This is a genomic window from Ruegeria haliotis (assembly GCF_013377785.1).
Classification (GTDB): domain Bacteria; phylum Pseudomonadota; class Alphaproteobacteria; order Rhodobacterales; family Rhodobacteraceae; genus Ruegeria; species Ruegeria haliotis.
Genome location: NZ_JABXWT010000001.1, coordinates 611,533 through 635,004, shown reverse-complemented (window position 1 = coordinate 635,004; position 23,472 = coordinate 611,533). Strand labels below are relative to the sequence as shown.

General features: G+C 56.6%; 22 protein-coding genes and 1 tRNA gene. 11 read left to right on the top strand and 12 right to left on the bottom strand.

The features are described from left to right. Positions 1-3: 3 nt before the first annotated feature. The gene (locus HW561_RS03170) at positions 4-2,004 is read left to right on the top strand and encodes a capsular polysaccharide biosynthesis protein (protein ID WP_176861756.1); all 2,001 of its coding nucleotides are present in this window, start codon (positions 4-6) and stop codon (positions 2,002-2,004) included. 9 nt (positions 2,005-2,013) lie between these two features. Here the strand turns inward: HW561_RS03170 and ribD are convergent, their stop codons facing one another. The 6 genes from ribD to HW561_RS03140 all read right to left on the bottom strand — a co-directional run bounded on the left by ribD (position 2,014) and on the right by HW561_RS03140 (position 5,617). Next, entirely contained in the window at positions 2,014-3,114 is a 1,101-nt protein-coding gene (gene ribD, locus HW561_RS03165) for a bifunctional diaminohydroxyphosphoribosylaminopyrimidine deaminase/5-amino-6-(5-phosphoribosylamino)uracil reductase RibD (RefSeq protein ID WP_328803237.1), read from the bottom strand. Then, the gene (gene nrdR, locus HW561_RS03160; RefSeq protein ID WP_176861755.1) at positions 3,111-3,581 is read right to left on the bottom strand and encodes a transcriptional regulator NrdR; all 471 of its coding nucleotides are present in this window, start codon (positions 3,579-3,581) and stop codon (positions 3,111-3,113) included. Before nrdR ends, ribD begins: the two co-directional genes overlap by 4 nt. Before the next feature lie 120 nt (positions 3,582-3,701). Beyond that, complete coding sequence (locus HW561_RS03155; RefSeq protein WP_176861754.1) at positions 3,702-4,115, bottom strand: secondary thiamine-phosphate synthase enzyme YjbQ; 414 nt, start codon at positions 4,113-4,115, stop codon at positions 3,702-3,704. Positions 4,116-4,136: 21 nt separating this feature from the next. After that, complete coding sequence (locus HW561_RS03150; protein ID WP_176861753.1) at positions 4,137-4,541, bottom strand: hypothetical protein; 405 nt, start codon at positions 4,539-4,541, stop codon at positions 4,137-4,139. A 78-nt stretch (positions 4,542-4,619) separates the two neighbouring features. After that, on the bottom strand, positions 4,620-5,165 hold the full coding sequence (locus HW561_RS03145; protein ID WP_176861752.1) for a DUF4166 domain-containing protein: 546 nt from the start codon (positions 5,163-5,165) through the stop codon (positions 4,620-4,622). Between the two features lie 5 nt (positions 5,166-5,170). Continuing rightward, complete coding sequence (locus HW561_RS03140; protein WP_235962761.1) at positions 5,171-5,617, bottom strand: thiol-disulfide oxidoreductase DCC family protein; 447 nt, start codon at positions 5,615-5,617, stop codon at positions 5,171-5,173. A 347-nt stretch (positions 5,618-5,964) separates the two neighbouring features. Between HW561_RS03140 and HW561_RS03135 the strand changes: the two genes are divergently transcribed. Then, positions 5,965-6,984 carry a helix-turn-helix domain-containing protein gene (locus HW561_RS03135; RefSeq protein WP_176861751.1) on the top strand — a complete coding sequence of 340 codons (1,020 nt, stop codon included), beginning with the start codon at positions 5,965-5,967 and terminating at the stop codon, positions 6,982-6,984. Positions 6,985-7,159: 175 nt separating this feature from the next. Here HW561_RS03135 and rpoD read toward each other — a convergent pair whose 3' ends face one another. The 4 genes from rpoD to HW561_RS03115 all read right to left on the bottom strand — a co-directional run bounded on the left by rpoD (position 7,160) and on the right by HW561_RS03115 (position 13,153). After that, positions 7,160-9,148 (bottom strand): RNA polymerase sigma factor RpoD, encoded by a 1,989-nt coding sequence (rpoD, locus tag HW561_RS03130; protein ID WP_176861750.1) that lies wholly within the window; start codon positions 9,146-9,148, stop codon positions 7,160-7,162. Between the two features lie 114 nt (positions 9,149-9,262). After that, positions 9,263-11,212, bottom strand: a complete 1,950-nt coding sequence (gene dnaG, locus HW561_RS03125) for a DNA primase (RefSeq protein ID WP_176861749.1) — start codon at positions 11,210-11,212, stop codon at positions 9,263-9,265. A gap of 80 nt (positions 11,213-11,292) precedes the next feature. After that, positions 11,293-11,589, bottom strand: a complete 297-nt coding sequence (locus tag HW561_RS03120) for a hypothetical protein (protein WP_176861748.1) — start codon at positions 11,587-11,589, stop codon at positions 11,293-11,295. A gap of 133 nt (positions 11,590-11,722) precedes the next feature. After that, positions 11,723-13,153 (bottom strand): Glu/Leu/Phe/Val family dehydrogenase, encoded by a 1,431-nt coding sequence (locus HW561_RS03115; RefSeq protein ID WP_176861747.1) that lies wholly within the window; start codon positions 13,151-13,153, stop codon positions 11,723-11,725. Between the two features lie 326 nt (positions 13,154-13,479). Between HW561_RS03115 and HW561_RS03110 the strand changes: the two genes are divergently transcribed. The 3 genes from HW561_RS03110 to HW561_RS03100 are packed head-to-tail and all read left to right on the top strand — an operon-like array spanning position 13,480 to position 16,476. Then, the gene (locus HW561_RS03110; protein WP_176861746.1) at positions 13,480-15,330 is read left to right on the top strand and encodes a Tad domain-containing protein; all 1,851 of its coding nucleotides are present in this window, start codon (positions 13,480-13,482) and stop codon (positions 15,328-15,330) included. Then, positions 15,327-15,902, top strand: a complete 576-nt coding sequence (locus HW561_RS03105) for a TadE/TadG family type IV pilus assembly protein (RefSeq protein ID WP_176861745.1) — start codon at positions 15,327-15,329, stop codon at positions 15,900-15,902. Before HW561_RS03110 ends, HW561_RS03105 begins: the two co-directional genes overlap by 4 nt. Further along, positions 15,889-16,476: a TadE/TadG family type IV pilus assembly protein gene (locus HW561_RS03100; RefSeq protein ID WP_176861744.1), complete on the top strand. Its 588-nt coding sequence runs from the start codon at positions 15,889-15,891 to the stop codon at positions 16,474-16,476. The genes HW561_RS03105 and HW561_RS03100 overlap by 14 nt, the downstream gene beginning before the upstream one ends. On the opposite strand, the gene HW561_RS03095 is transcribed toward HW561_RS03100, so the two are convergent. Further along, positions 16,473-16,949 (bottom strand): hypothetical protein, encoded by a 477-nt coding sequence (locus HW561_RS03095; protein WP_176861743.1) that lies wholly within the window; start codon positions 16,947-16,949, stop codon positions 16,473-16,475. The genes HW561_RS03100 and HW561_RS03095 overlap by 4 nt on opposite strands. Before the next feature lie 157 nt (positions 16,950-17,106). On the opposite strand from HW561_RS03095, the gene HW561_RS03090 reads away from it, so the two are divergent. Continuing rightward, positions 17,107-18,018, top strand: a complete 912-nt coding sequence (locus HW561_RS03090) for a pirin family protein (RefSeq protein WP_176861742.1) — start codon at positions 17,107-17,109, stop codon at positions 18,016-18,018. 27 nt (positions 18,019-18,045) lie between these two features. On the opposite strand, the gene HW561_RS03085 is transcribed toward HW561_RS03090, so the two are convergent. Further along, positions 18,046-18,633, bottom strand: coding sequence for a TetR/AcrR family transcriptional regulator (locus HW561_RS03085; RefSeq protein ID WP_176861741.1), 588 nt, complete (start codon positions 18,631-18,633; stop codon positions 18,046-18,048). 101 nt (positions 18,634-18,734) lie between these two features. Between HW561_RS03085 and HW561_RS03080 the strand changes: the two genes are divergently transcribed. The 5 genes from HW561_RS03080 (at position 18,735) to HW561_RS03060 (ending at position 23,471) form a co-directional block, all read left to right on the top strand. Beyond that, entirely contained in the window at positions 18,735-18,983 is a 249-nt protein-coding gene (locus tag HW561_RS03080; RefSeq protein ID WP_176861740.1) for a hypothetical protein, read from the top strand. A 126-nt stretch (positions 18,984-19,109) separates the two neighbouring features. Next, entirely contained in the window at positions 19,110-20,396 is a 1,287-nt protein-coding gene (locus HW561_RS03075) for a homoserine dehydrogenase (protein ID WP_176861739.1), read from the top strand. A 71-nt stretch (positions 20,397-20,467) separates the two neighbouring features. After that, positions 20,468-21,451 (top strand): class II fructose-bisphosphatase, encoded by a 984-nt coding sequence (gene glpX, locus HW561_RS03070; protein WP_176862272.1) that lies wholly within the window; start codon positions 20,468-20,470, stop codon positions 21,449-21,451. A gap of 93 nt (positions 21,452-21,544) precedes the next feature. Beyond that, positions 21,545-23,287 (top strand): single-stranded-DNA-specific exonuclease RecJ, encoded by a 1,743-nt coding sequence (recJ, locus tag HW561_RS03065; protein WP_176861738.1) that lies wholly within the window; start codon positions 21,545-21,547, stop codon positions 23,285-23,287. 109 nt (positions 23,288-23,396) lie between these two features. Continuing rightward, a tRNA-Glu gene (locus tag HW561_RS03060) sits at positions 23,397-23,471 on the top strand. Position 23,472: the final 1 nt, after the last annotated feature.

Sequence of the window (23,472 nt, the reverse complement as noted above, 5' to 3'; positions counted from 1 at the left end):
TGCATGGTGCCGGTTCAGGACACCGCAGCCGGGGCTGAGCGCACCCGGCTGTTCGTCTATAACGGCGGATTTCTGGCAAACAAACGCATTCGGCGCATTCTGTCCCTGGCCGGGTTTGATATTCGGCTGGGTCTGCCTCAGTCAGAAGACTTTGTAGGTGTGTGGGGCAACAGCCCGACCGCCCATCGTGGCCTGCGCATTGCCCACAAGCGCCAAACGGAAGTCTTACGGGTCGAGGACGCCTTTCTCAGATCTCTGCACCCGGGTCGCAGCGGTGAGGCCCCTCTCGGTCTGTTGCTGGACCGATCCGGCTTGCATTTCGACCCAGCTGCACCATCGGACCTTGAAACCCTCATCACCACGCATCCACTGGATGACACCACGCTTCTGGACCGGGCGCGCGGTTCTATTGAGCGCCTGAAAGAGCTAAACCTAAGCAAGTATTCGGCCTTTGACCTGGAGATTTCGCCACCAGACCCCGGCTATGTTCTTGTCGTCGATCAAACGCAAGGTGACGCCGCTGTCACAGCAAGCGAGGGGGACACCGCCCGGTTCCGCGAAATGCTGGTCATCGCGCAGGAAGAAAATCCAGGCATGCGCGTTGTGATCAAAGCACACCCGGAAACACTCGCCGGTCATCGAAGCGGGCATTTCACGGATCAGGACCTGACAGACCGCGTGTCGATCCTGCGCGATCCGATCAGTCCCTGGCCTCTGCTTGAGGGGGCAGTCGGCGTTTATACCCTGTCATCGCAATTGGGGTTCGAGGCTATTCTCGCCGGACACAAACCGCGCGTCTTCGGACAACCCTTTTACGCCGGGTGGGGATTGACGCGAGACGAAAATCCCATTCCGCGCCGACAGCGCAATCTGACCCGCGCCCAGTTGTTTGCAGCGGCAATGCTGCTTTATCCAACATGGTACGATCCCTACAGGGATCAGCTGTGCGAACTGGAAACGGTTATCGACACGCTCGAGGCTCAAACCCGTGCGTGGCGACAGGATCGAAAAGGCTGGACTGCGTCGGGCATGCGACTTTGGAAGCGCAAGCATCTACAGCAGATGTTTGGTCAGCATCAAAAAGTTCAGTTCAAACCCGCTATGCCCCCGACGCCTGACCGGCCGCATATGGTATGGGCTAATCAAGCAAGAGATGCCGTAGGTGCTGTCCGGGTCGAGGATGGCTTTCTGCGCTCACGCGGATTGGGCGCTAACCTTGTCCCCCCTTTGTCGCTGGTGACGGATGACTTGGGTATTTACTATGACCCAACGCGGCCCAGTCGGTTGGAAGAGTGGATCAGCGCGCGTGAAAGCTTGCGCGCCGATCAGGAACGACGTGCGGAACGTCTGGTGGCCCGGCTATTGTCCGACGGTCTGAGCAAATACAATACCGGGGGTAAATCGCCTTCCCTACCCGAGGGGCATCGAATTTTGGTGCCAGGACAGGTTGAGGATGACGCCTCGATCCTGCTGGGAACCAGCGACATTCGCACAAATCTTGACCTGCTGCGCGCGGTCCGGAAAGCAAATCCCAGTGCCGTTTTAATCTACAAACCCCATCCTGACGTCGAAGGCAACTTACGCGAAGGCAAGGTTAAGGTCGGAAAACTGGCAGATGTGATCGCCAAAGACACAGACCCCGCCGCCTTATTGGCTCAGGTTGATGAGGTTTGGACCATGACCTCTCTGTTGGGGTTCGAAGCCCTGTTGCGTGGGGTCAAAGTAACAACCTTAGGCGCGCCATTTTATGCAGGCTGGGGGCTGACCACTGATCTGGGCACAGTTCCCGCACGCCGAGGGGCGCGACCATCGCTGATGGGGTTAGCCCATGCAACCCTGATCGATTACCCGCGCTATATGGATCCAGTAACCGGATCCCCCTGCCCCGTCGAAGTCGCCGCAGAGCGCCTGGCGCGCGGATTTACGACCCGCTCAGGCCCGCTGAACCGCATCTTGTCAAAACTGCAGGGTGCTTTGGCGACTCATGCGCATGTTTGGCGCTAAAGCTTTCGTCTAGCGCGTCGAACGCCCCCAGCGATGCAGAATATCGTCTCCTACGGCGCGTGTTCCGATCAGATCGAAACGGGGGGCGAAATCCAGACTCTCAAGCCCCAACGTGCCAACTGCCGAAAGACCTTCGGCCCCAATGGTCAGCCCCGCCGTGAAGCCGACAAGCTCATCCACCAGATCTTCGGCCAGCAATGAGGCTGCAAGGGCGGCTCCTCCCTCACAGAACACACGCGTCAGACCGGCATGGCCTAATTGTTGCAACAGATCGGCTGCATCAATGTGATGTTCCTGCAAGGCGCAAGGGATCAACCGCGCGCCCAAGCCTTCCCAGGCGCGCGCTCGTTCTACATCCGGGTGTGGCCCATGGCATAACCAGACCGGGGTTTCAGACGCAGTGCGCGCCAATTGCCCCATCAGCGGCAAATCCATGTGCCGAGACACCACAACCCGCACGGGTTGATGCTCGATACCCAGATCCCGCACGGTCAAAGATGGATCATCAGCCCGCGCGGTGCCAGCGCCAACCATAACCGCGTCATGGCGGGCGCGCATTGCATGAACGGCGCGCCGTGCCCTTGGGCCCGTAATCCACTGACTATGGCCTGTAGCGGTTGCAATCCGACCATCAAAGCTGCTGGCCAGTTTCAGGGTTACAAAAGGACGGCCCTGTTCGGTTTTCAGAAAAAATCCAGCAAGCTCTCGCTCGGCTTGATCAGTCAGAACGCCAGTCATCACTTCGATCCCCGCGTCGCGCAGCATTGCAAAGCCCTGCCCTGCCACGCGCGGATCGCTGTCTTCGATGGCCGCGACAACACGCGATACGCCAGCCGCAATCAGAGCTTCGGCACAAGGAGGTGTCTTGCCGTGATGCGCGCAGGGTTCGAGGGAAACATAGGCGGTGGCTCCGTGCGCCGCGCTTCCGGCCTGTGTCAATGCTTCGGTTTCAGCATGTGGGCGACCGCCGGGCTGTGTCCAGCCTCGGCCTACGATCCGACCGTTGCGCACAAGGACACAACCCACTGACGGGTTGGGCCAGCATGTCCCTTGTCCGCGCTGACCCAATGACAAGGCCAGCGCCATATATCGCTTATCTGTGTCGCTCACTCGTCCGTCGAAGGCTGCGGCGGGCGCAGTTCGTGGACAAACTCCTCGAAGTCATCGGCCGCCTGGAAATTCTTGTACACACTCGCAAAGCGAACATAGGCGACGGTATCGATCCGCGCCAGAGCTTCCATGACGATTTCACCGATCTTGCTGGACGGAATATCTGTATCGCCCATGCTCTCCAATCGGCGCACAATGCCCGAAATCATCTGATCAATCCGTTCCGGATCAATGGGGCGCTTTTGCATCGAAATGCGGATCGAGCGTTCCAGCTTGTCCCGGTCGAAATCTTCGCGTTTGCCGTTGGTTTTAATCACAACCAGATCGCGCAGTTGCACGCGTTCATACGTTGTGAACCGACCCCCACAGGCAGGACAGAACCTCCGCCTGCGGATCGCGGCGTGATCCTCTGCCGGACGGGAATCCTTGACCTGAGTATCGATATTTCCGCAAAACGGGCAGCGCATCCGCCGTCTCCTCGTCCTTTGTTCGGCCTCTTTTTGTAAGCACTGGGGCTTACTTATCCACAACTATAGGGCAGCCGCTAGGATTTGGGTAGTCGGAATTTTGCACCGCTAAATAAAGGGTCAACCAAAGTGGGCCGCAACCGACCGCGCATGCGGCGCAGTACGGTGTTCGAACAGGTAGATGCCCTGCCACGTGCCAAGCACAGGACGTCCTTGCACCACAGGGATCGACAAGGATACTGGCATAAGAGCCGCCTTGATATGCGCCGGCATGTCATCAGGCCCTTCATATGTGTGCCGCAAATACGCCATCGACGGATGATCCGAAGGTGGAACGAGCCTTTCAAAAAACGCATGCAGGTCAGTTTGAACCTCTGGGTCGGCGTTTTCCTGGATCAACAAGGAACACGACGTGTGGCGAACGAACAGGGTCAACACACCATTCGTCGCCATCGGATCCAGCCATCGGCGTATTTCAGAGGTAAACTCGTACAGCCCCGGCCCATGTGTCTGGATCGTAAATTCGCCCTGCATCAACCCCGCCTTGTCGGCCTGTCAGTTATCACGGAATGGTCGTACGTTACATCTGCCGTTCGCGGCAGATACGGTCAAGCTGGACCCCGGAACAAAGCTGGATGTGACAATGCCCGTTTGCGGAGGGGGACCTCCGGCAGGCTGCTTGAGCGAGAACTGAACCGCAGTTCTGCGTCCGGTCGTCACGCTGGGCCCGTAGCCGCGCAGAACATAAATACGTTGCTTCCAGTCAGCGCCCAGTTTGCGACGGGCAAAATCTGATGCAGCGCACCAGTATCCGTCAGTGAACTGTTGAGTTCTGGGGATGACTTCGAAATCAGTGCTGTTTATCGGCTCGCTCCGGAAACCATTGCGGGCCGCATCTGCGGTCGCAGGTATGCCCAATGCAAAAACGGCGAGCGTGGCGCAGGTCAAAATCGGTTTCATCGTTAACATCTTCCTTTTTGATTACGCACAATACCTTAGTTCGTCCGCCCTCCCAGCACAGAGGGGATCACAATCATTTCAGGCCTTGTCCGATTGGGCGTGAACAGGCGTGAGCCACCCCCGATACCGGATTAAGTGCCCCAGCCCCGGCGCGCTGGCAGAAACATCAAATCTGAATTGACCACGTTCGTCTTGCCACTCGGCAGTGGAAGAGCAAGGCAAAAGGAAAGCAGGAAGCGGTATGCCAAAAACAGTCAAACGTCTGATCTCAACCCTCATTCCGTCTTGAGCCAAGACAGGTCGCAACCAAACTTTCATCATCCCGAATTGTTCGCGCACACTGCCAGTATGTGGATCATAGGTCATACAGGACAGAGTTTTATGCCCGTCAAAGTCGCGTTCCCAGAACCAGCGCTGCCCGTCTCGGGCAATTCTGACACGCACCGGAACGTCTTGACCGCTTGGAGGGAACCCACCCATGTACAGCGCTGCGGCAACCAAGCGTCCATTACCCCGCTCGATCCGGCATCGCCCGGCGTAGCAACCTTCAGTACTATGCAACGCCTGAACCGCGCTCGGCAACTTGGCCTGAGGTGGCAGAGCTTGTCGAAATGGGTCCGGCATCCCCTTCAATACCCTTGGGGCGCAAAGCGGGATTGCGTAGACGCATCCGGCGTAAAGCAAACCTCGGCCCGACCGAAAATCGCGTATCTGTTGCGAGCAATGGCGCGATACAGGGGATCCTTCAGAACAGCGGGCAGAAACCGGCAAAGGGACAACACAGGCCACATCCCCGGCAAACGACGCATTGCCGCAGCAAACGCATCCAACCGCTGATAAACCTTGCCCTCGACAATGACCAAATTGGTCTGGAAATTCTGTGTTGGCAGCCCAAGCTCATGATATAGTCCCTGCCCCAAAGGGGATTGCGCAGTCGCAAACTGAAACTGCCGGGTTCGGTCCCGTCTGAGCATGAACTGAAAAAAATTCGAGCACAGAACACACTCGCCGTCGAAAACAATCAGATTCCGCCCGTCGAACAAACCTGAATTCGAACTATCCTGCATGTTTCTCATGCCTTCCACCTGCACACTGGTGAAAGAGTGTCACCCGGATCGATAAGTCACAATGCGACATGAGGGGGCGCATTGAAATTCCGGGGGGGGTATGTCGGGGAACCTCGGACCAGCTTGATACCGGCTCAAAGGCTCTGACCTCATCCCCATGAAGGTACTAACCCGACAACGCAGCAAACATAAGTGCAATTGCCAGCCCGGGTCTTTCTAAATCCAGACAAATCCATTCGAATTTCTGACAAAAAAGTCTTATGCTTGAACTGAACCGCTATGGACGACCCTTGGTACTGACAGCCTCGCTGCTGCATTTTTGATTAAGTATTGTTGAAATGGGGTGAGTTGTTGCAATGGACGTTGATATTGGCCGTCTTCACCTGTTGATCCAATCTCTGGATAAACACACAGGCAGTTCTGCTGCGTCTCAACATGTTCTGAAGCGCAGCGGCCTGAGCCAACAAGATATCGCACCGCCCACAGCTGTTTTTGACGTCCATAAAGAGGCATTGTTCGTCCGCTACGCTTGCGATGCTGTCAAAGACATCACGTTTGGCGCCCGGACGGGGCTGAACGTCACTTCCGCATCCAGCCTGACAGCTTACATCAGCAAATACTCACGTGACTTGAAACAGGTCATGGAAAACACCTCTCGGTTTCACGACATCATCGATCCAGCCGTGGCCTTCAGCCTGCGCGTCGCCGGTAACTTTGCCGCGTTCGAAGCGGACTGGAAAGACGCGAGCTTTGCCCGATACCATCGACGGACCGAATTCCTGCTCTTTGCCGCCCTGGCCCGCATGCGTAACCTCGCGCAGGTGAATTTCTTCCCTATTGAAATGCGGTTCCAGCACGACGTCGGCGATCACGCGATCGACTTTCAGAAACTCGCCGGATTTCCGGTGGTCTTTGGTGCCGAAAGGATGGAAATTGTCCTGTCCCTGTCCGCGCTGGCTCTGCCCATTCCAACCTATGACCCGCGATTGCGTGAACATCTGCTGGAATATGGCGAGCGCATTCTGGCCGAGCGGCGCTCGCCTCAACAAAAGACACGCGCCATGGTCGAAGGCCTGATCACCCGCTCCTTGCCCGGCAAGATCATTCACGCCGACGAAGTCGCCACCAATCTGGGTATGAGCCCCAGAACCTTTGCACGACGACTCAAGGAGGAGGGCACAAGCTTTCGTGAAATAATTGAAGACCTCAGATGTGACTTGGCGCAGACGTTCATCACCAACGGCATGCCGCTGTCCGAGATTTCCTATTCCTTGGGCTATGCGGATCAAGCGGCCTTTTCGACCGCATTCAAAAGATGGACCGGTCAAGCCCCCAGCGCATTCAAAAATCGGGTGGAGCACCCCATCCGAACCTGAGGCCGGGGGTCATCAGCACAACCACCTCGCCCCGGCCAGTCCCATGAGTGGACAGGGTAGATATGGGCGTTCCATGAACTTGGGTATTGTGATTTCGCGCCAATGTTACTTGAGAGATTGCCATTTGAACGTTGTCGCCAGAAAAAAGGCGCCTCAATCTGAGGCGCCTTTTTCTTTATTGATCCAGGAACGATCGCAACTTGCGCGACCTGCTGGGATGTTTCAGCTTGCGTAGGGCCTTCGCCTCGATCTGACGAATCCGCTCGCGGGTCACACTGAATTGCTGACCGACCTCTTCCAGCGTGTGATCGGTGTTCATGCCGATGCCAAAGCGCATCCGCAGAACCCGCTCCTCACGCGGGGTGAGCGAGGCCAGAACCCGTGTCGTGGTTTCCTTGAGGTTTTCCTGAATGGCACTGTCCAGCGGCAGCACGGCATTCTTATCCTCGATGAAATCACCCAACTGGCTGTCTTCTTCATCGCCAATCGGTGTTTCAAGGCTGATCGGTTCCTTGGCGATTTTCATCACCTTGCGAACCTTTTCCAGCGGCATTTGCAGCTTTTCAGCCAGTTCTTCCGGCGTCGGCTCGCGGCCGATTTCGTGCAGCATCTGACGGCCAGTGCGAACCAGCTTGTTGATCGTCTCGATCATGTGGACCGGAATCCGGATCGTCCGGGCCTGATCCGCAATCGAACGCGTGATCGCCTGGCGGATCCACCAGGTCGCATAGGTCGAGAACTTGTAGCCGCGGCGGTATTCGAACTTGTCCACCGCCTTCATCAGACCAATGTTACCTTCCTGAATAAGATCAAGGAATTGCAGACCGCGGTTCGTGTACTTTTTGGCGATCGAGATCACCAGGCGCAGGTTCGCCTCGACCATTTCCTTCTTGGCCTGACGCGCCTCTTTCTCACCTTTCTGAACCTGCTGCACAATGCGGCGGAATTCGGGGATGTCCAGACCAATATACTGGCCAACCTGCGCCATATCATTGCGCAGCTCTTCGACCTTGTCAGTCGAGCGCTCTACGAACATCTGCCAGCCCCGGCCCGGCTTTTCCGCCATTTCGGTCAGCCAGTTCGGGTCCAGTTCACGCCCACGATAAGCGTCAATGAATTCGCGACGGTTGATGCGGGCCTGATCGGCCAGTTTCACCATCGAGCTGTCCAGCGACATGATACGGCGATTGATGCCGTAAAGCTGGTCAATCAACGCTTCGATGCGGTTGTTGTGCAAATGAAGGCCATTCACCAGTTCAACGATTTCAGCGCGCAGTTTCTGATAGGTCTCTTCGTCCTTTGCGCTAAAGGTGCCGTCTTCGTTCAGCGTCGCCGAAATCCGGCTGTCCTGCATTTCCGACAACATGGCAAAATCGGTCGAAATTCGCTCCAGCGTCGTCAGAACCTGATCCTTCAGTGCTGCTTCCATTGCAGCAAGGGACATGTTGGCCTGCTCATCTTCGTCATCATCATCATCGCTGGCGATGGGGTTACCGTCCGCGTCCAGTTCCGGACCGGTATCCTTGGCAGGTTTTGCGGCCTGCACTGCCGACGTGTCCACCACAGGCTCTTCGACATCGCCTTCTTCATTCAACTGGTTGCCGAATGTAGTTTCCAGATCAATGACATCACGCAACAGAATGTCTTCGGACAACAATTCGTCATGCCAGATGGTGATCGCCTGGAAGGTCAACGGGCTTTCGCACAGCCCCAAAATCATCGTGTTCCGGCCTGCTTCGATCCGCTTGGCGATGGCAATTTCGCCCTCGCGGCTCAGCAGTTCGACCGATCCCATTTCGCGCAGATACATGCGCACTGGGTCGTCAGTCCGATCAAGCTTTTCCGCTCCTGCCCCTGACAACGCAACCTCGCGGTTGGTATCGGCGGCAACCAGATCGGTCGAGCCTTTCTGCTCTTCTTCCTCGGCCTCTTCATCTTCGATGATGTTGATGCCCATCTCGGACAGCATCGACATCACGTCTTCGATCTGTTCCGAGCTAACCTGATCGGGCGGCAAAACCTGATTGAGCTGGTCGTAGGTGATATAACCTTTCTCGCGGGCCTCGGCGATCATCTTCTTGACCTGGGCCTGACTCATGTCCAGCGAGATTTCCTGTTCCTGCTCGTCGGGTTTGCGGTCCTCATTCGTGTCCTTGGCGGCCATTCAATGCTCCTGCAGGGATGGGTGATTCGTTAGAGCCGAATCATTAGCGCGTAGAAGTGATTCGGCCACCCGTTTACCTGTTTTTCTTTTCCAGTGCCTTACGAAAACATCACTTTAGCGGCGTTTCCGCTCAAAATTGATACCAGACATGATTGCCTTGAACGCGTCTTTCTCGTCGCGGTTGATTCGCGCGCCGTTGTCAGCAATGTCAAAAACGGCTCTGTCCTCGTTCTGACTACGGCTCGTGCGGTTGCGTTCTTCGGCGGCCTGAGCCAACCGATATGTCAGCGCTTCATCGGCCAGATCGGACATTTCCTCCGCAGCCTCGGCAATTTCGGCATCCAACCCCCGGAGCGCTTTGATTTTCGCGAGTTCCTCGGCCAGCGTTATTTCGGCCTTTTCAACATCGCCCGGTTTGAACACACAGGGGATGACTGCCACATGGCGAAGGCCCAGCAGGTTTTCAAGGGCATGAGGCCCCAAAGTTTCGACGATGTGCTCTTTCAGATTGTCCGGGTCATCGATGGCGTGGCGCAAAATGGCATGACGCAAGGCAGCGTGATCCGGATCAAGGCACTCCATCTCTTCCAGTTGGTGCTCGAACTGGATCACTACCTTGGGGTTGAGTATGGAGATCGCCAGAATTGCCGCTTCGCGCATTCGGATATCCGCATTCTCGGACGAGGCCAAAAACGATGCGCGCGCACCCGGTGTTGCGGGTTGTTTCGGAGGCTGCCATTTTCCGCGTGGTTGCCACGGACGGTTCCGCGGTTGCCGTTTCGGACGGAACAACTGCCAGCACAGATCCTTGATTTCACGTTCATAATGAGAACGTATGGACGCATCACGAATGAGTGTCGTTTTATCTCGGAGAACCTGCTCCAGCGCGGCCCTCCTCTCAGGACTGTCAAAGTCCTTCCCCTCAGTTTCCCGCTGCCACAGCAGCTTCACCATCGGGATGGCAGCATTCAGAACCCCTTGCACGGCCCCTGCCCCCTCAGCTCGAAGAAGATCATCGGGATCCTTACCTTCGGGCATCAGAGCAAATCGCAACGACTTGCCAGCCTCAAGCAGCGGCAGCGCCAGATCGACCGCCCGCATCGCCGCGCGCAGACCTGCTGTGTCGCCGTCCAAAGCGATGATCGGCTCGTCCGAGATGCGCCACAACAGCTGCAACTGGTGCTCGGTGATCGCTGTGCCCAGCGGCGCGACCGAGGCACCAAAACCTGCCTCTGCCAACGCAATGACATCCATATATCCTTCGGCAACGATCAGCGGTTGGCCCTTGCCAGCCGCCTGTCGTGCTGGTCCCTGATTATACAGGCTGCGGCCCTTGTCGAACAATTCGGTCTCGGGCGAGTTCAGGTATTTCGCGTTGTCATTGGGGTCCACGGCCCGTCCGCCGAAGGCAATGCAGCGCCCGCGCGGATCGCGGATCGGGTACATGATCCGGTTGCGGAATGTGTCATAGGGCTTTTTGCCCTTGTTTGACGGCTTGGCCAACCCCGCCCCGAGGATCAAATCCTCAGCCACGTTTTTACCACGCAGATGATCCCACAAGCCCTGCCAGCCGTCGGGGGCAAAGCCGATTTCCCACCGGTCCAACGCCTGCGCGTCCAGACCTCGGCGCGTCAGGTAATCGCGTACACCCGCCCCTGCCCCGGTCTTAAGTTGCAGGCGAAAGAACTGCACTGCCTGCTCCATCACATCGGCCAGTTGCGTACGCCGGTCCTGCTTTTCCTGCGCTCTGGGATCGCGCGCGGGCATCGGTATCCCAGCTTCGCGCGCCAGAATCTCAACCGCCTCGATGAACGAGACATTCTCGGTCTCTTTCACAAAACTGATCGCGTCGCCTTTGGCGTGGCAGCCAAAGCAATAATAGAATCCCTTTTGGTCATCCACGTGGAAGGAAGCGGTCTTTTCATGATGAAACGGGCACGGCGCCCACATGTCACCCTTGCCCTGATTGGATTTGCGCGCATCCCACATGACCTTGCGCCCGACGACCTGAGACAGGCTCAGCCGTGTGCGTAATTCATCCAGAAATCCAGGGGGCAAAGACATGGGTTAAACCTGACAGAAACGAGAACGCACGCCAAGGCATTGACGTGCGTTTGTCCACAGCGAAATCGCGTGCCTGTGGATTATTGCTGCAAACACAGCTCCAACCAAGCGGCACCCAGATCCTTTTTGCGCACATCGCGCATCTTTTGTTCATAAACCCATGGCGCAATCAGCGGGACGGCAGCATTGTAATTTTCTGGCCATGCCGGACCAGACTCCGCGACAGCCTGCGGAACATCGCGTTCTTTGACCCTATCCAGACGCGCCTGCTGAACCGCGGCGACGACGTCGGCCTGATATTGGCAACTTTGCTCTTTGGTCTCGGCAGCGGCCAGAGGAGTGGCCAGCACAGCGGCGGCGATGGCGATACGCAACATTGGGATCTCCCGGAATCGTTTCTTTGGCGCAGCTTAACCGCGCATGGCACGACCTGCCATTGCCCAATTACCGCCTGATGAAATTGTCAGCGCCAGATGGGCAGGGCAATTTACTCGCCCCGCCCAAAACCGATCAGAGTCCTTTGGCGCGATAGCTTTTCGCGACTCGGTCGATGGCGACGATGTAAGCCGCTGTACGCAGATCCTCGACATCGTCGCGGCCGTGCCAGACTTCGCGCATCGACTGATAAGCAATGCGCATCGTGTCATCGAGGCCCGAACGCACCAGTTCCAGCTCATCCGCACCTTTCAGGTATTTAGCTTTGAAATCTGGTGACATTGACCAGGCATCACCCAAATATCGATCCAAACGCTGCAACTCGCTGACAATCAGCTCATGCCGCGCCTCTTCCTGGCGCCGTTGCATGCGCCCAAAGCGAATATGGCTCAGGTTCTTGACCCACTCGAAGTAAGACACGGTCACACCGCCGGCGTTGGCGTACATGTCCGGGATGATCACGGTCCCTTTCTTACGTAGAACCTCGTCAGCCCCTGCTGTCACCGGGCCATTCGCGGCCTCGATAATCAACGGTGCTTTGATGCGCTCAGCGTTGTCGAGGTTGATCACACCTTCCAGTGCAGCTGGAATCAGGATATCGCAATCCGCCTCCAGCACGGCCCCGCCTTCAGCAGAATGCGTCGCATCCGGATAATCGCTGACGCCGCCATGCTTGACGATCCACTGGCGCACAGCCTCGACGTCAATACCCTCGGGGTTATATAGCGCTCCGTCCCACTCAATGATCCCAACGACGATCGAGCCGTCTTCTTCGCTCAGGAACTTTGCAGCGTGATAGCCAACGTTTCCGAGACCCTGAACGACAACGCGCTTACCCTCAAGCTTGCCCGACAATCCGGCCTTCGCAATATCCTCTGGATGCCGGAAGAATTCGCGCAATGCGTATTGAATCCCGCGACCGGTCGCCTCGACCCTGCCAGCGATACCGCCGGCATTCAGCGGCTTACCTGTCACACAAGCCCGCGCGTTGATGTCCGTCGTGTTCATTCGGGCGTATTGATCCGCGATCCAGGCCATCTCACGCTCGCCTGTTCCCATGTCGGGCGCCGGCACGTTCTGAGATGGATTAATCAGATCACGTTTGGCCAATTCGTAAGCGAACCGCCGGGTGACCTGCTCCATCTCATGTTCTTCGTATTGACGGGGATCGATGCAAAGACCGCCTTTGGATCCACCAAATGGCGTTTCGACCAGCGCGCACTTGTAGGTCATAAGCGCCGCCAGCGCCTCAACCTCGTCCTGATTCACTGCCGTCGAAAACCGGATACCGCCTTTGACCGGTTCCATATGTTCGGAATGGACAGATCGAAAACCGGTGAACGTGTGGATTTCGCCACGCAGGCGCACACCGAACCGGACAGTGTAGGTTGCGTTACAGACCCGGATTTTCTGCTCCAGTCCCGGTGGCAGATCCATCAGGGACGCGGCCCTGTTGAACATCAGATCAACACTTTCACGAAAGCTTGGTTCTTTGATGCCGGTCATAAAATCCTCCGTACCGGTGACTGACAAACGTCATGGCGTTTTGTCGCACCCCTGATCGGTCGCTGCAATCTACTACTGCACTTTTTTTCATCATTTCATAAATGAGGTGTTATCAACCTTGGTCACGAGTCGCCTTACCGCGTTGTTTCCGCATATTGTCCCCGCCGCCGAAACAAACCCCCTGTCACACAGGAACTGCGACCGATTTTCATTCAATAATAGCATCATAGTGACAATGACGCCCAAATCTTGCCACGATCGAAGTCTAAATAATTAAAGTTGCGAAGAACTGGGCTCAGTGTGTCTGACCGGTAGAGGGACTCGTTATGAATAATTTTGTTTGGAAATCTAAATTCTCGAAATTGAAGCGGATGGGCGCCACCGGGCGGTCGTCTGAGTCCTTTGCCGCCTCGGAAAGCGGAAACGCCACTATCATGGGTATCTGCTTCACGATGCTCATCATCCACGTTTGCGGCTTTGGCCTGGACATGATGCGCTACGACCGCGAACGCGCCAGGTTGCAATATGCACTGGATCGGGCGGTTTTGGCCGCAGCCGACTTGGATCAGGAGTTATGCCCGGAAGTGGTGGTTAGGGATTACCTGAGCAAGGAAGGTCTGGACGAATTTCTGGATGGCGAGCCGGTCGTCGTGCCGGACATATGCGGTTCCACTGCTGTAACCATCGACGGTTATCGTCGTGTCGAAGCGACGGCGAAAATGGACGTCAAGACACACTTCATGTGGCAATGGGGTCAAGATACGCTTCCAACTGTCGCCCACAGTGTCGCCGAAGAATCCATTGATGATGTCGAGATTTCGCTGGTCCTCGACGTCTCCGGATCGATGAATAGATACGGTCGCTTGACGAACCTCAAGAATGCGGCAAGTCGCTTTGTACAGGAAATGGCCGACAAAACCGAAGATGGTAAATTGTCTATTTCAATTGTCCCATATGCGACACAGGTTGCCGTTCCAGATATCCTAATGACGGAACTTTCAACATCAGGCGAAAACGAATTCGCAAATTGCATTAACTTCGCGGACAACGAATTCGGTTCAACCAACTTTGATCTAAATCTAGTCAGGCCTCGCACGCTGCACATCTCGCCTTGGCCTTGGAACACTGATTACTATAACTACGACGAACGCCCGAACGGTGACTTTGTACGCGACGAGATTTGCGATCGACGACAAAACCGCGAGGTAGCAGTCCTCCAGAAAGACCCAGATACTCTGAAGACATATATCAACAATCTTGAAGCCTCTGGGAACACTTCAATCGACATCGGTTTGAAATGGGGCTTGGCGCTGTTGGACGAGAGCTTTCAGCCCGTTGCCGCACGCCTTGCACAAAACGGTGACGTGCCTGCCGAGTTCGCATCACGACCAAACAAATACGCCAGTAATGATTCAATGAAAGTCGTCGTCTTGATGACAGACGGCTCGAATACAAGTCAGTTCCAAATCAATGAGCCGTACAGAGAGAATGAATCCATTATTTGGTGGAACGGCTCGACGGTTAACTATTCTACATTCGACGCCCGAACCGAAAAATACTATTGGCACGGTGTTGATAATTACGAACGGAACAACAGCGAAGGTTGGTACTGGGCTCGAGAGACTTGGCAAGATTGCCCTTACGGAGGTTTTCTTGGTGACGACCCTTATACGGCCGTTGTAGAAACGGAATGCAGGAACTCATACACTCAGGCAAGGTGTACAAATTGGCGCCAAAACGCCCGAGGCGAGTACGAATGTACATCATTCGACAATAGATACACCCGAGAAGTGTCGGTAACCGACAACGATGGAAACGAACTGCGCTCGACGCAGATCGAGTGGCCCGATGTGTGGAAAAGAACAACCCGCTTAGCAATTCGCGATCTGCTCCAGGAGTCATTGGGAAGTACCATCGCATCCAATTGGTTTGACAATTCGGCGTCTGAAATCAACGCATCAAAAAAGAACCCCCGAGTACACGCCATGTGTGCTGACGCAGAAGCTAAGAACATCGTCGTCTTCACAATCGCCTTCGAGGCCCCATCTGCAGGTAAAGCAATCCTTCAGGCCTGCAGCAGCGACGATGGTGCCTACTATGAAGCGACTGGCGATGAAATCGTGGATGTTTTCGCATCAATCGGATCAAGCATCCGCAATCTGAGGCTTACGCAATGATCAAGCGTCTCATCTCAAAGGCCAGACGTTTCCGCCGAGACGAAAGTGGCACTTCCACTATTGAATTTGTCATGTGGTTTCCCATTTTTGTAATGACGGCCTATTCAGGTTTGGAAATCGGGATTGTTTCCTTCAATCACGCCAATCTTGAACGTGCTGTGGATGAAATTGTTCAGGATGTTCGAATGAACAACATCCACAAATACACCACATCGCAAGATGGCTGGACAGAAGCCCTGTTAAAAAGAGAAATCTGTGAGAGGGCGGGCTCTATTCCCAAGTGTTTTGAAAAGATATTGTTAGAGATGGAAAGCATCAATCCGCTCGACGCACCGGGACCTGATTCGATTATCAACATCGAGCCGCTGTGTGTGGATTCTCCCAAGGACATTCGGGACAAAGACAAGCAAATTTTCACAGTCGGAAACCAAAATGAATTGATGGTCATTCGCGCCTGTGTGGAGGTGAAACCTCTATTTTTGGGAACAACCTTGGGCCAATTGGCGCGTTTTGAATCGAATGGTCACTATGAACTTCACTCAATGTCGGTGTTTGTCCATGAACCAAACTAATCAATCCTCCCGCAATCTTTTGCGCAAAGTCTTCGGACGTTTCCGCCGCAAAGAGGATGGCGTTGTGACCATTGACGCCATTTTGATGCTGCCCATGCTGTTCTGGGCCATATGGACGATGTACACTTATTTTGATGGCTATCGTCAGAGCTCGCGCAATCTAAAAGCCACTTATGCGCTTGCCGATATCTTGTCTCGGGAAACCCGAGAGGTAACCAAGCAGTACATCTCAACTTTGTATGATCTGCACACAGCGATGATCGCAGACCGCTCGGATGTGTCCATGCGTATAACGCTCATACGCTATGATAAGCCTGACGGGCGCCACTATGTCCAATGGTCCTGTGTGCGCGGAGCGGCCCTTGGAGAGTGGAACGACGGCAATATTAAAGAAGTTTGGGATCGTATTCCGGCCATGGCCAATGACAGCGTGATGATTATTGTGGAATCCGTGGATCACTATCGCCGCCCATTCAAAACCGGGTTCGGGGACAACGAACTTTCGATCAACAATTTCGTTTTCACCCAGCCACGCGTTTTCACCCAAATCAGATCAACGTACCCCGACTGCTAGAGCCCTGCCCGTTCGGCCAGCATAGCCGAGAGCATTTCTGACATGAATTTGGTTTCGGCGGCAGCCGTTACGCCGCCCACGCCCACTCGGTGCCCGAGCCGCCACCACAATCCCGGCGCCCAGCTGTTGGCTCCTTTGGTTCCGGTCCGCACCAGAAACCCGTTCGACGGCTTAAAGGCAAATACACCGCGGTCTATGGCCTCGATATCGGCTACTCTCGCTATCACTCGCCCTGATCCTGTACGCAACTCCAAGCGCGTGAGCTCGATCCGGTCGTTCGTGGCGTGCCACATGCGATGCGCCAACCAGAATGCAACGCCTCCAACAACATACAGGAATAGCTGCCAGGCCAGCTCGGGTGGTGAAGCAAGCGCCACGTAAATCACCAACGCTCCGATAGAGGTCAACATCCCTACCCCGGCCCACCGTCTGGCGGATGATGCTTGAACCGTCGCCAGCACTTCGTCCTGCATTGATGCCTCCTGTCTGTTCGGACCCCGTGTAGCTGCTTTTCCGCGGGAACAACAGAGACATAGGCCTGGAACAGAATTGCACATTTACAGTGCTTTTCCGCAAATTGACCACAAGCACGCAATGTTTACATGCTGCCCAGACAATCAGGAGGCACCCATGTCCCTAAGACCAACATTGGAAACCCGTAAAGCCGTTCCAACCATGGAAGGCGCGGGCGTTAAGCTGCATCGCGCTTTTGGGTTTCAGGACCCGTCGGAACTCGACCCGTTTCTGCTGTTTGACGACTTTAGAAACGAACGGCCGCAGGACTATCAGGCCGGGTTTCCCTGGCATCCGCATCGGGGTATCGAAACGATCACCTATGTCTTGGCGGGTGCGGTGGAGCATTCTGACTCATTGGGTAACAGCGGCACGTTGGGGGCCGGAGACGTGCAGTGGATGACTGCTGGTTCGGGCATTTTGCATCAGGAAATGCCACAGGGTAACATCACTGGCCAGATGCACGGGTTTCAACTGTGGGGCAACCTGCCCTCGGATCAAAAGATGACCGCGCCGCGCTATCAAGACGTGCAAAGGCAAGAGATTCCGGAGGTCGTAGATGACGACGGAACAACCGTACGCGTTATCGTAGGTGAATTCTGGGGCAAAACCGGACCTGTCGATGGGATAGCGGCAGACCCTCAGTATTTGGACATCCAGATCCCGGCTGGTATAAAAAGAACCTTTCGCATCGACACCTACCGCCGCGCTTTTGCCTATGTCTTTCAGGGGCAGGCCGCCTTTGCGGATGCGTCTCAGCCCACTGGAGTCTTGCTTGAAAAGGAGATTTCCGGACAAGAGGTTAACATCCGCGACATGTCCGGTGACCGGACACTGGTTCGCTTTGGCACGGGGGATGAGATCACCGTACAGGCCGGTCCGGAGGGTGTTCGGTTCCTGCTGATCTCGGGCGCGCCGATTGACGAACCCGTGGCGTGGCACGGCCCCATCGTCATGAATACACGGGCCGAACTGGAACAAGCGTTTCGGGACTTGCGCAACGGGACGTTCATTCGCCCCGCGCATTAACAAAATGGAGGCTTGTCGCGGATTGCATCAGGCCGTTACAGCGCGGCGCACCATATCCCAGTAAATCTGTTCGACCTCGTCCAACGACAACCGCCCCCCTGCGCGGTACCACGTCATCACACCGTTCAGCATTGCAATCACCGCCAGTGTCGCAATCTTCGTGTCGGAAATTGAAAACAGGCCAACCTTCTGACCATTGTTTAAAATCCCCTCAAGCGAGTTCTCATACGCGCGGCGCAGATCCTCGATTTCAGCGAAATTGTCCGGCGTCAGGTTGCGCAATTCCATATAGGCAATAAAAACCTCATCCGGGCGTTGCAGGTGAAAACGGATGTGAAACCCAACAAACCGGCGCAGCGTGTCTTGCGGATCACCGCCGTCCTCCAGCGCCTTGTAGGCGGCCAGAAGGTCTTGCATATGATCACGCATCAGACGGAAAAGCAGGCTTTGCTTGTCAGGCGTGTAGTTGTACAGCGCACCGGCTTGCACACCAACTTCCTTTGCGATCTGGCGCATCGATACCGCAGCATAGCCATGGCGTGCGAACAGCCCCAGTGCGGCTTCGCGGATGCGAGGACCGGTAATGTCGGAATGTGAACCTTGTGTACGAGCCATGCCCACATCGTATCTGAACAAACGTTCAGATAGAACCCCGCTTGAACCGCTCCGGCAAAAGGTGCATCACGTAAGAACGATCGACACTGAGAGCATTCACCATGAAGCCCCTGCCCCTGCTGATCCTGATACTTGCCTGCGCGGGATGTGCCGATATCCCCGAACTGGAAGGCAGTGAGCCGCCATCGGTTAAGACGTCAGCCTATCCACGACTTATTCCACTTCAAGACGTTCTTGGCCCCACCGCTGATCCAGTCAGCGAAGCGGCAGAAGTCGAGGAAGATCTGACCGCGCGCAGCGAGGCCTTGGCGAAAAAGGCACAGGCCCTACAAAACGCGCAAGTCAACTAAAGCTTGGCGTTTCGCCGCCCCAACCGACCTGTGACGGATTGCACCCTTGGCCTGAACCGGCTAATGCAGCGCTGAACGGACAAAACGTCCGAAATCAGAACATTCGAGCGGAAAGGAACCCACGGAATGACACAGGCGCTGCGGCTGGGAATTGCGGGCTTGGGAACAGTCGGCGTGGGTGTCGTCAGGATCGTCCGCCGCCATGCGGATCTGCTGCAGGCACGCACTGGGCGCCCGGTCGAGATCGTGGCCGTTTCCGCACGGGACCCCAACAAGGATCGCGGTGTCAGCCTGTCTGATTATGCGTGGGAAACCGATCCTGTGGCATTGGCCAAACGTGATGATATAGATGTTTTCGTTGAACTGATGGGCGGTGAGAACGGTCCGGCCAAGGCCTCGGTCGAGGCCGCGTTGGCCAGCGGCAAGGATGTGGTCACCGCCAACAAAGCCCTGCTGGCCATCCATGGTCAGGACTTGGCCGAAAAGGCCGAGGCTACAGGTCGCGTAATCCGGTTCGAGGCCGCCGTTGCTGGCGGTATCCCGGTGATCAAATCCCTGACCGAAGGACTGGCCGGAAATGAAATCACACGCGTCATGGGCGTGATGAACGGCACCTGCAACTATATCCTGACCCGGATGCAATCGCAGGAGCTGGGTTATAACGCGCTGTTCGAGGAATGCGCGCAACTCGGGTACCTTGAAGCCGACCCCAACCTTGATGTCGGTGGTATTGATGCGGCGCATAAACTGGCGCTGCTGTCGTCAATTGCCTTTGGCACCAAACCCAATTTCGACGGAATCGAGATCGAGGGCATCCAGCAGATAAGCCTGGACGATATCCATCAGGCGCACGACATGGGCTATCGCATCAAACTGTTGGGCCTGGCACAACGCACCGCACGCGGGCTGGAGCAACGGATGCAACCTTGTCTGGTGCCCAGCAATTCACCCTTGGGACAGCTTGAGGGCGGTACCAACATGGTGGTGATCGAAGGCGATGCGGTCGAGCAGGTTGTTCTGCGCGGCCCCGGCGCAGGCGAAGGCCCGACTGCCAGCGCTGTGATGGGCGATGTCTGCGATCTTGCGCGCGGGTTGCAAATCCCGACCTTCGGGCGCCCGGCCACATCGCTGCAAGAGGCCACACCGGCCCGCACCGGCCTACCTGCCCCCTACTACTTGCGCCTTGCCTTGCTGGACAAGCCTGGCGCATTGGCCAAGGTGGCAGCAATTCTGGGCGATGCAGGCGTGTCGATCGACCGGATGCGCCAATACGCGCATTCCGAGACCACTGCACCGGTTCTGATCGTGACCCACAAGACCACGCGAGCAACATTGGATCATGCGCTCGAAGGACTGCGCGCCACCGATGTGGTATCGGGTGACCCCGTTGCCCTGCGTATCGAACAGGTCTGACCCCTTGCGGCCTGCGCCATGTGCAGGCTATGCCAGATACAACGTCTTTGCTGACCAAAGGATTACATCACATGAACGCCGCCAAGATGGACTTTAACGATCGCCTGCTGTCTCTGGGACTTGCTCGGGTTGCAGAACAAGCCGCCCTTGCCTCGGCCTCGCTGGTTGGGCGTGGCGACGAAAAAGCCGCCGATCAGGCTGCGGTGAATGCGATGCGCGAACAGCTGAACCTGTTGGATATTGCTGGCGTCGTCGTCATCGGCGAGGGCGAGCGGGACGAAGCGCCGATGCTGTATATCGGTGAAGAGGTCGGCACCGGCAATGGTCCCGGCGTGGACATTGCACTGGACCCGCTGGAAGGGACAACGCTGACCGCCAAGGATATGCCTAACGCGCTGACCGTGATTGCAATGGGGCCGCGCGGGTCGATGCTGCATGCTCCGGACGTGTACATGGACAAGCTGGCAATTGGCCCGGGCTTTCCCGAGGGTGTCGTCAATCTGGACATGTCCCCGCGCGAGAGGGTCGAGGCGTTGGCCAAGGCCAATGGCTGCGAGGCTGCCGATATCACTGTGTGTATTCTGGAACGTCCCCGCCACGAAGCGATGATCGCCGAAGTGCGCGAGACCGGCGCTTCGATCCGCCTGATCACTGATGGCGACGTGGCCGGTGTCATGCATTGCGCCGAAAGCGAAGTGACCGGCATCGACATGTATATGGGTCAGGGTGGCGCGCCCGAGGGTGTTCTTGCAGCCGCTGCGCTGAAATGCATGGGCGGGCAAATCTTTGGCCGCCTGCTGTTCCGCAATGATGATGAGCGTGGCCGCGCCACCAAAGCGGGTATCACCGATCTGAACCGGGTCTATGCCCGGGATGAGATGGTCACGGCAGATGTGATCTTTGCCGCAACCGGTGTGACTGGCGGATCGCTTTTGCCTAGCATCAAGCGTGAACCGGGTTGGGTCGAGACCACGACGCTATTGATGCGTTCAAAAACCGGGTCGGTACGCCGTATGTCTTATCGCACGCCGACCTGGTCGCATAATAACGCTTAGCAGCTTGCGCCGCTGCCTTCGGCGAGAGTACTTGTTAATAGATGAAGAGGCCGGGTCCGAGAGGGTCCGGCCTTACAGCTAAAGGGGAACAGGTTGAGCTTTCTGGGTGTTGAGCAATCCCTGACCGGACGGCGCTGGGTTGGACCCGTGCCCGAGGTTGAACGCGCAACGGAAATGCTGGCGCAGCGGGCCGATCTGCCGCGTGCTGTCTGTCAGGTTCTGGCGCGGCGCGGTGTACCGCCTATGGAAGCGCAGAGTTTTCTGGAACCGAAGCTGAAAGAGCTTTTACCTGATCCGCGCGCGCTAAAAGACATGGAGACCGCTGCGACCCGGTTTCTAAACGCCGTTCGCGCGAAACAACGGATTGCCGTGTTTGCGGATTACGACGTGGATGGCGGCAGCTCGGCCGCTTTGCTGCTGGTTTGGCTGCGCCAGATGGGCTTGCAGGCGACGCTCTATGTTCCCGACAGGATCGACGAAGGGTACGGGCCGAATGTGCCCGCGATGCAGGAACTGGCTGCAGCGCATGATCTGATCATCTGCGTGGATTGCGGTACCCTCAGCCACGAGCCTATTGCAGCAGCCAAAGGCGCGGATGTTATCGTTCTGGATCACCACCTGGGGGCTGAAACCTTGCCCGATTGCGTGGCGGTAGTGAATCCGAACCGTCAGGATGAAAGTGGCGATCTGGGATATCTTTGCGCCGCCGGCGTAGTCTTTTTGATGCTGGTCGAAGCAGGTCGGCAACTTCGCGAGACGGGGGCACAGAGTCCGGACCTAATTTCCTTGCTGGATTTGGTCGCGTTGGCAACCGTTGCGGATGTGGCGCCCCTGATTGGCGCCAATCGGGCGCTGGTGCGTCAGGGCCTGAAAGTCATGGCCGCGCGGCAACGACCGGGTCTGGTGGCTTTATCGGATGTGTCGCGGATGGATTCCGCGCCTAACAGCTATCATCTGGGGTTTCTATTGGGTCCGCGCGTGAACGCAGGAGGCCGGATCGGGCAAGCCGATCTGGGCGCGCGGTTGTTGAGCACGGATTCCAAGACCGAGGCTGAAGCGCTATCACAACGGCTGGATGCGTTGAATTCTGAGCGTCGTGACATTGAAAACGCCGTGCGCGTCGCTGCGTTAGAGCAAGCTGAAGAGCGAGGGTTGGACGCACCTCTGGTCTGGGCCGCTGGCGAGGGCTGGCACCCCGGGGTTGTGGGCATTGTGGCGTCACGCCTGAAGGAAATGGCGAACCGTCCCGCCATTGTCATCGGCATTGACGGAGACGAGGGTAAAGGCTCGGGCCGGTCGATCTCGGGCGTGGATCTTGGGGCTTCGATCCAGCGGCTGACGGCCGAAGGGCTGTTGGTCAAAGGCGGCGGCCACAAGATGGCGGCGGGGCTGACCGTGATGCGGGATCAACTGGAACCAGCGATGGAACGGCTAAGTGAATTACTGGCCAAGCAAGGCGCGGGCGAAGGCGGACCAGCCGACCTGAAGCTGGACGGAACCTTGATGCCCGGGGCCGCAACCGTTGATCTAATCGAACAGATTGAAAAAGCGGGCCCCTTTGGCGCCAGCGCCCCTGCCCCACGCTATGCCTTGCCGGACCTGCAGGTGCGTTTCGCAAAACGCGTGGGCGAGTCGCATCTGAAGCTGTCCTTGTCTGATGGAATGAGCGGCGGACTGGACGCCATTGCCTTTGGCGCGTTTGACGGTCCGATGGGCGAACGGCTGTCCAACCATGGCGGGGCCCGGTTCCATTTCGCCGGTCGGCTCGAAGTTAATTCATGGGGTGGCCGGCAAAATGTACAACTGCGGCTGGAGGACGCCGCTGAGGCCAATTGAGTAGGGTTTTCGCCAGAATTCCGGTCCGCCAAAAAACTTTCACATCTCTGCACTTTTCGGCTTGCGGGGTTCTCGGCGAAACCGTAAAAGGCCCTCCACAAGCTAGCGTGGCCCGTTCGTCTATCGGTTAGGACGCCAGGTTTTCAACCTGGAAAGAGGGGTTCGATTCCCCTACGGGCTACCAC

What these genes read in the sequence shown, in the direction of transcription:
- HW561_RS03155 (WP_176861754.1), bottom strand. Translation starts at nt 4,115, where the DNA reads ATGCAGGGCGAATTTACGATCCAGACACATGGGCCGGGGCTGTACGAG.
- HW561_RS03100 (WP_176861744.1), top strand. Translation starts at nt 15,889, where the DNA reads ATGAACCAAACTAATCAATCCTCCCGCAATCTTTTGCGCAAAGTCTTC.
- HW561_RS03095 (WP_176861743.1), bottom strand. Translation starts at nt 16,949, where the DNA reads ATGCAGGACGAAGTGCTGGCGACGGTTCAAGCATCATCCGCCAGACGG.
- HW561_RS03110 (WP_176861746.1), top strand. Translation starts at nt 13,480, where the DNA reads ATGAATAATTTTGTTTGGAAATCTAAATTCTCGAAATTGAAGCGGATG.
- HW561_RS03140 (WP_235962761.1), bottom strand. Translation starts at nt 5,617, where the DNA reads ATGAGAAACATGCAGGATAGTTCGAATTCAGGTTTGTTCGACGGGCGG.
- HW561_RS03170 (WP_176861756.1), top strand. Translation starts at nt 4, where the DNA reads ATGGTGCCGGTTCAGGACACCGCAGCCGGGGCTGAGCGCACCCGGCTG.
- rpoD (WP_176861750.1), bottom strand. Translation starts at nt 9,148, where the DNA reads ATGGCCGCCAAGGACACGAATGAGGACCGCAAACCCGACGAGCAGGAA.
- HW561_RS03135 (WP_176861751.1), top strand. Translation starts at nt 5,965, where the DNA reads ATGGACGTTGATATTGGCCGTCTTCACCTGTTGATCCAATCTCTGGAT.
- HW561_RS03090 (WP_176861742.1), top strand. Translation starts at nt 17,107, where the DNA reads ATGTCCCTAAGACCAACATTGGAAACCCGTAAAGCCGTTCCAACCATG.
- nrdR (WP_176861755.1), bottom strand. Translation starts at nt 3,581, where the DNA reads ATGCGCTGCCCGTTTTGCGGAAATATCGATACTCAGGTCAAGGATTCC.
- HW561_RS03120 (WP_176861748.1), bottom strand. Translation starts at nt 11,589, where the DNA reads ATGTTGCGTATCGCCATCGCCGCCGCTGTGCTGGCCACTCCTCTGGCC.
- glpX (WP_176862272.1), top strand. Translation starts at nt 20,468, where the DNA reads ATGAACGCCGCCAAGATGGACTTTAACGATCGCCTGCTGTCTCTGGGA.
- HW561_RS03150 (WP_176861753.1), bottom strand. Translation starts at nt 4,541, where the DNA reads ATGAAACCGATTTTGACCTGCGCCACGCTCGCCGTTTTTGCATTGGGC.
- HW561_RS03115 (WP_176861747.1), bottom strand. Translation starts at nt 13,153, where the DNA reads ATGACCGGCATCAAAGAACCAAGCTTTCGTGAAAGTGTTGATCTGATG.
- HW561_RS03080 (WP_176861740.1), top strand. Translation starts at nt 18,735, where the DNA reads ATGAAGCCCCTGCCCCTGCTGATCCTGATACTTGCCTGCGCGGGATGT.
- HW561_RS03075 (WP_176861739.1), top strand. Translation starts at nt 19,110, where the DNA reads ATGACACAGGCGCTGCGGCTGGGAATTGCGGGCTTGGGAACAGTCGGC.
- dnaG (WP_176861749.1), bottom strand. Translation starts at nt 11,212, where the DNA reads ATGTCTTTGCCCCCTGGATTTCTGGATGAATTACGCACACGGCTGAGC.
- HW561_RS03145 (WP_176861752.1), bottom strand. Translation starts at nt 5,165, where the DNA reads ATGCCGGACCCATTTCGACAAGCTCTGCCACCTCAGGCCAAGTTGCCG.
- HW561_RS03105 (WP_176861745.1), top strand. Translation starts at nt 15,327, where the DNA reads ATGATCAAGCGTCTCATCTCAAAGGCCAGACGTTTCCGCCGAGACGAA.
- HW561_RS03085 (WP_176861741.1), bottom strand. Translation starts at nt 18,633, where the DNA reads ATGGCTCGTACACAAGGTTCACATTCCGACATTACCGGTCCTCGCATC.